At 68.2% G+C, this 11,944-nt stretch carries 12 protein-coding genes and 1 pseudogene; 2 read left to right on the top strand and 11 right to left on the bottom strand.

Features of this window, described 5'->3' with window-relative positions; translation table 11 throughout:
- Nucleotides 1-28: 28 nt before the first annotated feature.
- The 3 genes and pseudogenes from AC1DEL_RS13650 to AC1DEL_RS13640 all read right to left on the bottom strand — a co-directional run.
- A pseudogene (locus AC1DEL_RS13650) lies at nt 29-694 on the bottom strand (YoaK family protein); the annotation flags it as partial.
- Nucleotides 695-712: 18 nt separating this feature from the next.
- Nucleotides 713-1,150, bottom strand: a complete 438-nt coding sequence (locus AC1DEL_RS13645) for a nuclear transport factor 2 family protein (RefSeq protein WP_092295612.1) — start codon at nt 1,148-1,150, stop codon at nt 713-715.
- Between the two features lie 105 nt (nt 1,151-1,255).
- Nucleotides 1,256-2,461 (bottom strand): NnrS family protein, encoded by a 1,206-nt coding sequence (locus AC1DEL_RS13640; RefSeq protein ID WP_092295609.1) that lies wholly within the window; start codon nt 2,459-2,461, stop codon nt 1,256-1,258.
- A 400-nt stretch (nt 2,462-2,861) separates the two neighbouring features.
- Between AC1DEL_RS13640 and AC1DEL_RS13635 the strand changes: the two genes are divergently transcribed.
- Nucleotides 2,862-4,499, top strand: coding sequence for a methyl-accepting chemotaxis protein (locus AC1DEL_RS13635; protein WP_092295606.1), 1,638 nt, complete (start codon nt 2,862-2,864; stop codon nt 4,497-4,499).
- Here the strand turns inward: AC1DEL_RS13635 and AC1DEL_RS13630 are convergent.
- Nucleotides 4,489-6,132 carry a hypothetical protein gene (locus tag AC1DEL_RS13630; RefSeq protein ID WP_477125362.1) on the bottom strand — a complete coding sequence of 548 codons (1,644 nt, stop codon included), beginning with the start codon at nt 6,130-6,132 and terminating at the stop codon, nt 4,489-4,491. The genes AC1DEL_RS13635 and AC1DEL_RS13630 overlap by 11 nt on opposite strands.
- Nucleotides 6,133-6,295: 163 nt before the next feature.
- Between AC1DEL_RS13630 and blaOXA the strand changes: the two genes are divergently transcribed.
- The gene (gene blaOXA, locus AC1DEL_RS13625; protein ID WP_477125363.1) at nt 6,296-7,174 is read left to right on the top strand and encodes an OXA-1206 family carbapenem-hydrolyzing class D beta-lactamase; all 879 of its coding nucleotides are present in this window, start codon (nt 6,296-6,298) and stop codon (nt 7,172-7,174) included.
- Nucleotides 7,175-7,188: 14 nt separating this feature from the next.
- Here the strand turns inward: blaOXA and fliR are convergent, their stop codons facing one another.
- The 7 genes from fliR to fliL form a co-directional block, all read right to left on the bottom strand.
- Nucleotides 7,189-7,974, bottom strand: a complete 786-nt coding sequence (gene fliR, locus AC1DEL_RS13620) for a flagellar biosynthetic protein FliR (RefSeq protein WP_092295597.1) — start codon at nt 7,972-7,974, stop codon at nt 7,189-7,191.
- Between the two features lie 12 nt (nt 7,975-7,986).
- Nucleotides 7,987-8,256: a flagellar biosynthesis protein FliQ gene (gene fliQ / locus AC1DEL_RS13615; protein ID WP_092295594.1), complete on the bottom strand. Its 270-nt coding sequence runs from the start codon at nt 8,254-8,256 to the stop codon at nt 7,987-7,989.
- A gap of 13 nt (nt 8,257-8,269) precedes the next feature.
- Complete coding sequence (fliP, locus tag AC1DEL_RS13610) at nt 8,270-9,061, bottom strand: flagellar type III secretion system pore protein FliP (RefSeq protein WP_092295591.1); 792 nt, start codon at nt 9,059-9,061, stop codon at nt 8,270-8,272.
- Nucleotides 9,058-9,576: a flagellar biosynthetic protein FliO gene (fliO, locus tag AC1DEL_RS13605; protein ID WP_092295588.1), complete on the bottom strand. Its 519-nt coding sequence runs from the start codon at nt 9,574-9,576 to the stop codon at nt 9,058-9,060. The genes fliP and fliO overlap by 4 nt, the downstream gene beginning before the upstream one ends.
- On the bottom strand, nt 9,573-10,061 hold the full coding sequence (gene fliN, locus AC1DEL_RS13600) for a flagellar motor switch protein FliN (RefSeq protein WP_092295585.1): 489 nt from the start codon (nt 10,059-10,061) through the stop codon (nt 9,573-9,575). Before fliN ends, fliO begins: the two co-directional genes overlap by 4 nt.
- The gene (gene fliM, locus AC1DEL_RS13595) at nt 10,054-11,067 is read right to left on the bottom strand and encodes a flagellar motor switch protein FliM (RefSeq protein WP_092295582.1); all 1,014 of its coding nucleotides are present in this window, start codon (nt 11,065-11,067) and stop codon (nt 10,054-10,056) included. Before fliM ends, fliN begins: the two co-directional genes overlap by 8 nt.
- A 148-nt stretch (nt 11,068-11,215) precedes the next feature.
- On the bottom strand, nt 11,216-11,704 hold the full coding sequence (fliL, locus tag AC1DEL_RS13590; protein WP_092295579.1) for a flagellar basal body-associated protein FliL: 489 nt from the start codon (nt 11,702-11,704) through the stop codon (nt 11,216-11,218).
- Nucleotides 11,705-11,944: the final 240 nt, after the last annotated feature.

The following is an 11,944-nucleotide window of genomic DNA, read 5'->3' as shown; positions in this document are numbered from 1 at the left end:
TGGCGGGCTGGCCGGGCGACTAACGCCGGCGGCCCCAGCGGCGGCTGCGCCGCGCCAGCCGGCGTGCGCGCAGCAGCAGGAAGAGGCGCGGTAGTAGATCGTCGAGCACAGGCACCAGCGCCACCAGCAGTAGCAGGGCCGCCAGCGGAATCGTGGCCGTGTAGCCGATGCCGTTGAACGCCAGCGCCCCCACCACGCCCCCGCCGAAGAACAGTCCCACCAGCAGGGCGAGCATGCGCAGCTTGTCGTGGTTGGCCGTCACCGGCCGCCGGTTGCCCAGTGGCGGCGCCCAGTTCCAGTAGCACAGCTTGCCCAGTTCGATACCGATGTCCGTGACCATGCCGGTGACGTGCGTGGTGCGGATCTCGGCGTTGGAAACCTTGGTGATCATCGCGTTCTGCAGGCCCATCATGAAGCACAGCAGCATCACCGTGGCTGGCACGAACAGCCACTGCTTCAGGCCCAGTTGCGCGCCCATCAGGCCAAAGCAGAGCAGCAGGGCGGCTTCCAGCACCAGCGGCAGCGCGTATTCGCTGCGCAGGCCGGTGCGCCGGGCCCAATTGATGGTGATGGCGGAACAGGCGGCGCCGAGCAGGAAGGAGAGGAAGGCGCCCAGGCCCTGGAGCAGCAGGGCGAAGTTGCCGAGCACGCGAAAATGCCTCCCGAAGGAGGCATTCGAAACATAGGACGTCATATAACGTCCGGGGGCGCGTCAGGCCTTGACCGCCTGCCGCGCCAGCAGCTTCCAGGCGCCGCCCTGCTTCTGCCAGACCTGAAGCACCTTCAGGTTCACCGTGCCGGGTTTGCCGCTATCCAGCGTCTCGCCGGACAGCGTGTGGCGCACCACGGCCACATCGCCCGAGACGGACACGGTCTGGTCGGTGATGGCGATCGACACGAAATCGGACTTCTTATCGAGCAGGTCGCCGATGAAGCTGGCCTTGGTGTCGAGGCGGCCGCCCGAGTGGCCGTAGCTCAGCGTCTCGGCAACCAGTGCGGAGAGCGCGGCCTGGTCGGGATCGACCATGGCGACGCGGAGCTTTTCGGCGGTGGTGGTGACGGACTGGACGTCCGCGGACTGGGCCATGGCAGGCACGCTGGCCGATGCAAACAGCACGGCGGCGCCAAGGGCTGCGGCGAATTTGAACATCGATGTCTCCCGTTTTTTGTTGGAGGAACGGTGATGGATTGACTGGGGCATCGAAGTCACGCCCCAGTTGTCGGTCATCGTATCACGTCCATCGGGAGCCCCGCATCAGCCGTCCTTGCCGTCGATGCGCACCCGCAACAGGTAGGGGGTGTATTTGACAAGGTAGAGCAGGAAGGCCGCCACCCACAGCGCGCCGGCCCCGGCCACCGCCTGCGCCTTGAGCGCCGGCAGCCAGATCGGCAGCGCCACGCGGACCAGCGCGGACAGCACGATGCAGGCGTAGGCCAGGTGTTCCAGATGGCCGGTTTCCAGCCGCCGGCCAGTGTGGCCAAGCGCGGTGCGGGTAATCATGGCGACGATGGCGCAGCCGATCACGCCCACGGTCAGCGCGTGGAGCGCGGTGGAGCGGTCCACCCAGCCCTGCGCGGCGCCGGCAATCAGCAGGAAGCCGATCGGCAGGAAGGCATAGGCGAAGTGGAGGATGGCGACGATGGGCTTGCGCCAGGTGCGCAGCGGGTCCCAGCCGGCCAGCCGGATGCCGTGCGCCGCCGCCGCGCCGAGCGCCAGCAGCGTGGTGGCCAGCGGCGACAGCATCGAGGCATGGGCGACGATGGCGAGCAGGGTCAGCGCGATAACGGCGCGCTCGACCATCTCCACCCGGCGGATGCGCGTGCCCGGCACGCCGTTGGTGGTGAACATCGGAATCACCCGGCCGCCGATCACTGTGACGAAGACGACGACCAGCCCGGTGGCTGCGTCGGCCATCTGGAAAGCCAGCCCGAGATGGCCGCTGGCGACGGCGAGGTCGAAGGCCAGGCTCAGCGCGCCCAGCACCCCCATGGCGATGGCGAGGCCCATGTTGCGCTTGTTCTTGGCCCGGCGCAGCAGGCGGTAGAAGCTGAAGCTGCACAGCGGCAGGAACACCGCATCCACGGCGATGGCCGCCCAGGCCGGCCCGGCCCACATCAGGATGCGCGCCGCCAGCCAGGTGCCGGCCAGCGCGGCCAGCCAGGGGCCTTGCGGTGTCTGGAGGCCGGTCCAGGCCTTGCCGGCGGTGAACAGGAAGCCCACCACCACCGCCGCCGCGAAGCCGAACACCATTTCATGCGCGTGCCAGGCCATGGTGCCCATCCACGGCTGCGCGGCCGGCTGCCACCAGCCGAGGTAGAGCGCCACCCAGGCCGGCACGGCCAGTGCGCCGAAGGCGGCGGCGAGCAAATAGAACGGACGGAAGCCGAGCGCGAAGACGGGCAGGCCGCGATAGCCCGCGTCGGGACGGGAGGGGGGAGAAATCGGCAGCAGGACGGACATCGTTGCTCGCTTGAATTCACGGCCGAACGCCGCGACGAATCGATTCTATAAAATATGCATTACAAATGCAACTTTAGAATGCGACCCCGTCCCAAGCCGGATTGACGGGGGAAACCGGCGGTCCCGTCACTTCTCACGGGTTAACCATTCCCCCCTTACGGATACCCCTCCCGCAGGAGGGGTAAAGCTTTCCACGGCCTGCCGTTAGCCCACGCACTAGACAGAGCACGGCGCGTACGCGCGCCAATTCGCGAGCGCGCCCGCAAGGGCAGAGCCAGTCATATCGCGATGTGCCAGCGAGTGGGGAACGGGCTCTCAGCGATTCGGCCGTCACGCGTGCGTGTGACATGCATCCGGCATGCCTATCGGACAGGCATGCCTTCGGGAAAAGGGGATCACTGTGAGCTTTCGCAATCTTTCCATCAAGACCAAGCTCGTGGCCGGTTTTGGCACGCTGGCGCTGGTCGTGCTGCTGGTGTCGGGGCTGTCGTTGTACGCGCTGAACCGTGCCACCAGCGGCTTCAAGGCCTATGTCGATGGCCTCAACGCGCGGGCCGAGGTGGCCGCGCAACTGCGCTCCGCCGTGGACCGCCGCGCGATTGCCGCGCGCAATCTGGTGCTGGTGACCACGCAGGCGGACCTCGACGTGGAAAAGGCCGAGGTGCTGCGCGCGCATGACGATGTGGCGGCGCGCATGACCAAGCTCAGGGAGATGGTGTCCCGCGAAGGCGTCAGCGAGACCGCGCGCGGCCTCGTGGCCGGCATGGCCAGCGTGGAAGCGCGCTACGGCCCGGTGGCGACAGCCATCGTCGGCCTCGCGCTGGACAAGAAGCAGGAGGCGGCCATCGCCAAGATGAATGCGGAGTGCCGTCCGCTGCTGGCCGAGCTGGTCAAGGCCACCGACGCCTACGCCGGCTTCACGCGCGAGCGCCAGCACGAGATGGTGGCGGCGCTGGAGGCTGACTACGGCACGCAGCGCAACCTCCTGGTCGTGGTGTCGCTGGCCGCCGTGGTCTTCGGGCTGATGGGCGGCCTGCTGCTGACGCGCGCCATCACCGGCCCGATCCAGCGCGCCGTGGACGTGGCGCGCACCGTGGCGCGGGGCGAGCTGGGCATGCACATCGACGTGAATTCGGACGACGAGACTGGCCGCCTGTTGGGCGCGCTGCGCGACATGAACGACCGCCTGACCGAAACCGTGGCGCGCGTGCGTCAGGGCAGCGCCAGTATCGTCGATGCCACGGGCGAGATCGCCAACGGCAACGCGGACCTGTCCGCACGCACCGAGGAGCAGGCGGCGTCACTGGAGCAGACCGCCGCGAGCATGGAGGAGCTGACCGCCACGGTGCGCCACAACACCGAGAACGCCCGCCAGGCCAGCGAGTTGGCCCGCAACGCCGCGTCGGTGGCGCAGCAGGGCAGCGGCACGGTGGGGCGCGTGATGGACACCATGAACGGCATCAGCGCCAGTTCGGCCAAGATTGCCGATATCACCGGCATCATCGAGGGCATCGCCTTCCAGACCAACATCCTCGCGCTCAACGCGGCCGTGGAAGCGGCGCGCGCCGGGGAACAGGGGCGCGGTTTCGCGGTGGTGGCCAGCGAGGTGCGCGGGCTGGCGCAGCGCTCGTCCAGCGCGGCCAAGGAGATCAAGGCGCTGATCGAGGTCTCCGTGGCGCAGGTGAGCGAGGGCGCGGTGCTGGCCGGGGAAGCCGGCAAGACGATGGGCGAGGTGACCCAGGCGGTGGCCCGCGTGACCGGCATCGTCGACGAGATCGCGGCAGCGTCCGCCGAGCAGAACCGGGGCATCGAACAGGTCAACCAGGCCATCGTCCAGATCGATCAGGTCACGCAGCAGAACGCCACCCTCGTGCACGAGGCCGCCACGGCGTCCCGCTCGCTCGACGAACAGGGCCGCATGCTCAATGAGGCGGTGGCGTTCTTCCGGCTTCCGGGCCGGGCGGGGGATGTGGCGGGGGTGGCTGACGCTCGGCGCCGCCGCGCGCTGCCGGTTGGGGCCGTGCAGTTCAGCGGCTGAGGCTCGGGCGGCGCATGGCTTCGGCTGCCGCCGCCCGCAACTCCGGCGGAAACGCGCGCAGGCCGGCGCGGAAGAAGCCGCGCTCGGCGGGCCTGAGCGTGCCGATCTGCTGCGCCAGTCGCTCCATCGCGGTATAGGCGATGGCCGTGGCGCCCTGCTCGTGGGTGAGGTACCAGGCCGATTCCATCAGCAGGTTGGCGAGCTGGAGCGCGTTGTAGCGCACGTGGCCAGCGTCGTGCTCCTCAAGCGCGAAGGCGGCCACCGACGACCAGCGCACGAAGCCCTTGGCCGGCGCGAACGGGGCGTGGAAGGGGCGCAGGGCGTCGATGGCGGCGGCCACGGTGAGGGGGCGCTGGCTGCGGAACGCGGCCACGCTGTCGGGGGCTTCCACGTCGGCGGTGCCGCGCGCCACGCGCAGCAGGAAGATCGTGTTCCAGGCCGAGCCGCCGCCCACGCCGAAGCGGTCGCAGATCCATTCGGACAGGCCCAGCCAGCGCATGGCCTGCCGCTGCACGTCGCCGGCGGCCAGCGCGCGGCCTTCATCGACCAGCCCGTGCTGCCAGAACAGCCACAGCGACCAGCCGATATTGGCGGCGGCGTGTTGCACGGCGTCGACCGAATCGGCCTCGTAGCCGGCCTGCAGCGCGCCGGAGAACGCCTGGAGGGCGTCGCGCGCGGCGGTGGGGCGATCGACCTTGCCGGGTTTGGCCTTGGGATCGTCCGGCCGCAGCGCCAGGCTCTTGCGCACCAGTGCGCCCAGGTTCAGCGTCTCGAAGCGGACGCGCGGGTTGTAGCGCACCACCGGGCGTAGCTCGGCATCGGCGTTGAGGCGCGCCAGCTCGCCCTGCGCGGTGTCCAGGTCGCCGCGCGCGTAGTGCTCCCACGCGCGCACTACGTGGCCCATCGCCGCAAAGGTGGGCAGGGCCGCGCTGACGCCGCCCCGCGCGACGACGCGGTGGAAGCGGCGCAGCGCCGCGCGGCTCTGGTCGAGGCGGTCGCTGCGGCGCCACGCCAGGCTCTCCTTGAGCAGCGACAACGCCTGCTGGAAGTCATCCGCCGCGCTGCGCTGCGCGGCGCGGAACAACTCGGCCACGCCGGCATCGACCGTGCCCGGTACGCCGTCCTGCGCGCCGCGCATGGCCTGAGTGAGGTGGCTCCAGAACGCCATGTCGCGCATCACGTAGCCGAGGCCATCGTCGGCGGCGGGCGGCGCCGCATCGGCGCCATCGGTGCTATCGGCGGCGGACTGGCCCAGCCAGCGCGCCACGGCGGTGGCGCCCAGCGCCTTGCCGCCGGCTGCGAAGCGCAGGCGCCGTGCGCTGGCGGGCGGCATCCAGAACGGGCCCCGGCTGCGTCGGGCCGGGCTCAGATGGTCGATGGGCGCCGAGGTGTCGCCGCCCCAGCCCACCGGCACCCCCCAGCGCGCGAAGTCGGCAAACGCGCGCGACACCATCATCCGCACATCGGCAGCCTCCGCAAAGCGCGCGCGTACGGCGGCGGCGGGCAGGTCTTCATGGTCGCGCGCGGTGGCCAGCCAGATGCGCGCCAGCAGCCAGACGGACTGGTAGCGCGCGGGCTGGCCGTTCACGCGGTAGGGCGCGGACAGGTCGATATGGACGAGCGGGGCGGGCATGGGGGCGGGGGCGATTGGGGCGATTGGGGGCCCCGCCATGTTACGCGTGTTACAGCCGGCCGGGTTGGCGCCCCGGCGATCAGCGCCTATGCTCCGCACCACGATCCGGGCCTGGATTGTCATCCCATGACATTTCGATCCTCCTCTCAGAAAGGTGCAGAACATGCCAAACAGATTGCCCAGCGTTGCCCGCCTTGCCCGCCGCCTTTGCCTCGCCTCGCTGTCCGCCGCGCTGATGCTGGCCGCGCCGGTCCACGCGCAGACCGCCAAGGAAACCCCCAAGGAAACCCCGCTCAACCTCAAGCCGCTCTTCGATGCCGCCGGCACGCAGGGCACGATGCTGATCTACGATGTGCGCGCCGCCCGCCTGTACGCCTACAACCCGCAGCGTGCCCGCGAGGCCTACTCGCCGGCCTCGACGTTCAAGATCTTCAATTCCCTGATCGGGCTGGAGACCGGCGCCGTGGCTGACGTGGACAACGACAAGATCCCCTGGGACGGCAAGGTCTGGACCCACCACGGCAAGCCGATCCTGCCGGCCGTGTGCAATGGCGATGTGTCGCTGCGGCTGGCGTTGAAGAACTCGTGCGTGCCGGCCTATCAGGCGCTGGCGCGGCGCGTGGGGACGGCGCAGTACCGCCGCTTCCTCGGCGCGGCCCACTTCGGCAATGCGGATGTGAGCGGCCCGGTGGACATGTTCTGGCTCAACAACCACCTGAAGATCACCACCTACCAGCAGATCGACTTCATGCGGGCCGTGGTGGCGCGCACGCTGCCGGGCATCTCGGCGCGCAGCTATGACGCGCTGGATGACATCCTGACCATCGAGCAGACCCCGGCGTACACGCTGCGGGCCAAGACCGGCTGGTCCGCGCGGGATGGTGTCGATGTGGGCTGGTGGGTCGGCTCGCTCACGCGCGGCGAGGACCGCTACGTGTTCGCCATGAACATGGACATGCCGAAGATGGATCAGGGGCCGAAGCGGCTCGAGATCGGTCGGGCCGCGCTGCAGCAGGCTGGCGCGCTGCCGCAGGCGAACTAGTCGGCTTGGGCGCCCTAGGGCGCCAGCTGGTCGAGGACGGCGCCCATGGTGGCCAGGCCGGCCTCGACCATGTGCTGCATGTAGGCGCCCATCTGCGGCATGACCAGGGTCATCACCAGCATGCCGCCGAGCAGCGTCACGGGGAAGCCCACCGCGAAGATCGAGAGCTGCGGCGAGGCGCGGTTCAGGATACCCATCGCCAGGTTCAGCGTGAGCAGCGTGGCGATCATCGGCAGCGAGAGCAGCGTGCCGGCCGAGAACACCATCGACCCGGCCTTGGCCACCGTGCCCCAGCCGTGGCCGGAGAGCGGCGTGGCGGCGATGGGCACCGCGCCAAAGCTGTCCACCAGCACGGCCAGCATCATCAGGTGGCCGTCCAGGACGATGAACAGCAGCATCGCCACGATGTTCAGGAAACGCGACAGCACCATGGTCTGCCCGCCCGACGAGCGGTCGTAGAACGAGGCGAACGAGAGACCCATCTGCAGGCCGATCACCTCGCCGGCGGTCTGCACCGCCGCGAAGACCAGCCGCATGGTGAAGCCCATGGCCACGCCGATGCCGACCTCGTTGAGGATGATCAGGAAGCCGTCGAAGGAATAGACCGTGGCGCTCGGGATATTGCCGAGCGTAGGCGAGACGATGACCGACAGCGCACCGGCCAGCAGGACCTTGGCGCGGCGCGGAATCGTCGATTCACTGAACAGCGGCGCGGTGGCGATCAGCCCGAGCAGGCGGAACATCGGCCACAGGAAGGCGGCGATCCAGCCGTAGAGCTGGGCCGTGGAGACGTCGATCACGGCAGGCGGGCGTCAATGCGCCAGCGCGGGAATGCCCTGGAACACCTCGCGCATGTAGTCGACGAAGGTGTTGATCATCCACGGGCCAACCAGCACCATCGTCACGAACAGTGCAATCAGCTTGGGGATGAACGTCAGGGTCATTTCGTTGATCTGGGTGGCGGCCTGGAACAGGCTCACCACCAGACCGGCCGCCAGCGCCACCAGCAGCAGCGGGGCGGACAGCATCAGCGTCATCTTCATCGCCTGCGTGGCGATGGTCATGACTGTTTCGGGCGTCATGGCAGGCTCCTTGTCAGGTCATGAAGCTCTGCGCCAGGGAGCCCAGCAGCAGTTGCCAGCCATCCACGAGCACGAACAGCATCAGCTTGAATGGCAATGAAATCGTCGCCGGCGGTACCATCATCATGCCCATCGCCATCAGCACGCTGGCCACGACCAGGTCGATGATCAGGAACGGGATGAAGATCGTGAAGCCGATCTGGAACGCGGTCTTCAGCTCGCTGGTGACGAACGCCGGCACCAGCACCGAGAACGGCACGTCTTCCGGGCCGTTCATCTCGGGCGTCTTGGCCATCTGGGCGAACATCGCCAGGTCCTTCTCGCGGGTCTGGCGCAGCATGAACGTGCGCATCGGCACGGCGGCGCGGGACGCGGCGGTCTCCAGGCTGATCTTGTTTTCCGAGAGCGGCTTGTAGGCGTCCGTGTACACGCGGTCGAACACCGGGGACATGACGAAGAAGGTCAGGAACAGCGACAGGCCCACCAGCACCTGGTTCGGTGGCGAGGAGGCCGTGCCCAGCGCGCTGCGCAGCAGGCCCAGCACGATGACGATGCGGGTGAAGCCCGTCATCATCAGCATGGCAGCCGGCAGGAACGACAGCGAGGTCAGCAGGACCAGCGTCTGGATCGAGAGCGACCAGGTCTGGCCACCGCCGGCGGCCGGCTTGCTGGTCACGCCCGGGAGCGCCTGGGCCAGGGCCGATTCGGGCAGGGCCGACAGCGCCAGCCCGACCGCTACCGGCAGCAGCGCGACCCAGGCCCCGCGGGCGGAATGCCGCCCGATGGCGGCACGCAACGTGTTCATTTCTTGAGGTTTTCCTGCATCGCGCGCATCAGGCGCTCGCCAAAGCCGCCCTGCAAGGGCTGCGGCGCGGTGGTGCCGGCCGGGACCATGGCATCCGGCTGGGCCGGGAGGGTGTGGAGCGGACGAATCTCGCCGGCGGAAACACCCAGCACGAGCCAGGTATCGCCAACTTCGACCATGACCACCTTCTGGCGCGCGCCCAGCATCAGGCTGCCCACGACTTTCATCGTGGCGCCGCCGCTGCCGTGGCGCACCAGGCCCACGCGGCGCGCGAGCCAGGCCATGCCGAGGATCAGGGCGATGACGGCAAACAGGCCGAGCCCGGCCTGCGCGAGGCTGGCCCCGCCGCTGATCACCGGCGCGGACTGCGCCACCGGGGCAGCCGGTGCACTGGCTGCCTGGGCGGTACTCAATACAACATCTGCAGCCTGCGCACCGGCCGTGGCCAGACCCGTGAGGATCAGGCCCGCGGCAAAGCGTCCGGCAGACCGCAGCCGGCGCGACACGGCTGTCATTTGTTCAGCTTCCGGATACGTTCGGACGGCGTGATGATGTCCGTCAGGCGGATGCCGAACTTGTCGTTCACGACCACCACCTCGCCCTGGGCGATCAGGTAGCCGTTGACCAGCACGTCCATCGGTTCGCCAGCCAGGCCGTCGAGTTCCACCACCGAGCCCTGCGCCAGTTGCAGCAGGTTCTTGATGGGTACCTTGGTGCGGCCCAGTTCCACGGTCAGCTGCACCGGGATATCGAGAATCATCCCGATATCGTTGTGGAAGCCGGCCGGCGCTTCCTGCGCCAGCGGCGGGAACACCGTGGAGGCTGCCGGGGTGGCGGTAGCCATGGCCTGCGAAGGCGCCGCCGTAGCGGGTGCCGTAGCGGAGGGGGTCGTGGCGGCCGGGGCGGCAGCCGGTGCCGGCTCGGCGCTGGTCTGCTCCGCCAGGGCGCTGGCCCAGTCGTCCATCGGATCGACCGGCTTGTCCTGAGTGCCGTCAGTCATGATCGGTTTCCTTGTTGGAATCGCTGTCTTGGTAATTGATCATTCGCTCCACGCGCAGCGCGTACTGGCCGTTCATGGTGCCGAAGCCGCATTGCATGACGGGCACGCCGTCCACCTTGCCGAAGAGCTTCTCGGGCAGGTCGATCGGCAGCACGTCGCCGGCACGCAGGGCCAGTACCTCGGCCACGGTGCTCTGGAGGTGCGTGAATTCGGCCACCAGTTCCACTTCGGCGGCACGCAGCTGGGTGGAGAGCTGGCCGAGCCAGCGCTTGTCCACCTCGACCTCGTCCTGCAGCGGGTTCATCAGCAGATCCCGCAGCGGTTCGATCATCGAGAAGGGAATGCAGATATGCAGTTGCCCGCCCACGGCGCCCAGTTCGATATGGAACGCGGTGGTCACCACGGCGTCGTTGGCGCCGGCGATGTTGGCAAACTTGGTGTGCATCTCCGAGCGGACATAGTCGAACTCGATGGGATGCACGGTGCGCCAGGCCTGGCCGTAGCTGTTCAGCGTCAGGTCCAGCATGCGGCGGATGATGCGTTGCTCGGTCTGCGTGAAGTCGCGGCCTTCCACACGGGTGTGGAAGCGGCCATCGCCGCCGAACAGGTTGTCCACCACCAGGAACACGAGGTTCGGGTCGTACACGAACAGCGCGGTGCCCCGCAGCGGCTTCATGTGGACCAGGTTCAGGTTGGTCGGCACCGGCAGGTTGCGCACGAAATCGCCGTATTTTTCGATCCTTACCGAACCGACCGAGATGTCGGCGCCGCGGCGGATGAAGTTGAACAGCGCCGTGCGCAGCGCCCGCGCGAAGCGCTCGTTGATGATTTCGAGCGTGTGCAGGCGGCCACGGATGATCCGTTCCTGGGTAGCCAGGTTGTACGGCCGCACCCCGCCTTCATCAATAGCGGGCGCGCTGCTGGCTGCGGGCGCATCGGATTCGCCCGATACGCCTTTCAGTAGCTCGTCTACCTCGTCCTGCGAGAGGAACTTGTCGTAGGCCATCTAGTGTCCTGCCCCGTGAACAGCTGTAAGGATGAAACGGTCCATGGCCGGCTTCAGTCGGCGCGCCAGGCGCGTCGGCAGGAAGGAAGGTCGGCGGACAGTTTCATGTCGGTTATGCAGTTGGGTTCGGGAGCAGGGCGCCAGGGGCTTACTGCACCACGAACGATGTAAACAAGACATCCAGGATCTTCTGGGGCGGCAGGCCGGGCGCGAACGGCTGGCTGATGGCAGCCTGCACGTCCTGGGCCAGCTTGCGCTTGCCCTCCACCGTGGCCAGGTCCGCCGGCTGGCGGGCCGAAAGCAGCAGCAGGATGCGGCTGCGCGCTTCCGGCTGGTACTGGGCCAGACGGCCCTGGGTGTCGGCGTCCGCCACCTTGAGCGACAGGCCGGTGTGCAGGAAGCGATCACCGTCCTCGCCCTTCAGGTTCACCGTGAACGCGTCAAGCGGCACAAAGATCGGCGCGGGGATTACGGGTGCTGCCGGCGCCGCTGCCTGGCGATTACCGCCGAGCACGCTGCCGAGCACGAAGCCGCCAACGCCCAGCACCACCACCAGCACGCCGCCGCCAATCAGCAGCAGTCGACCGCGCTTGCTTGAATTGCCGCCAGTCTGGGAGGGGGAAAGCGTGTTCGCCATGAGATGCCTGTGTCGGAATGCCTGCCATTCTTCCCGAATCGCAGGCAAGCAAAGGGCCGATAAAAAGGGGGAAACCCACTCAGCTTGGCCGTTTGAGCTGGGCGGGCATCGGACGCGGAGGCGCATGGGCGCGCCATTAGCGCCTGCACCATGGTTAACGAATGGGCGCGCCGGAACTTAAGACGCACGTCTTGCATGACGTGTGAATGTGATCGATGAATATCTTAAAAGGCCGGCGCC

This window comes from Cupriavidus sp. 10L43_2, assembly GCF_056395265.1.
The sequence above is the reverse complement of the archived record's forward strand: the minus strand, read 5'-3'. Positions and strand labels throughout refer to the sequence as shown.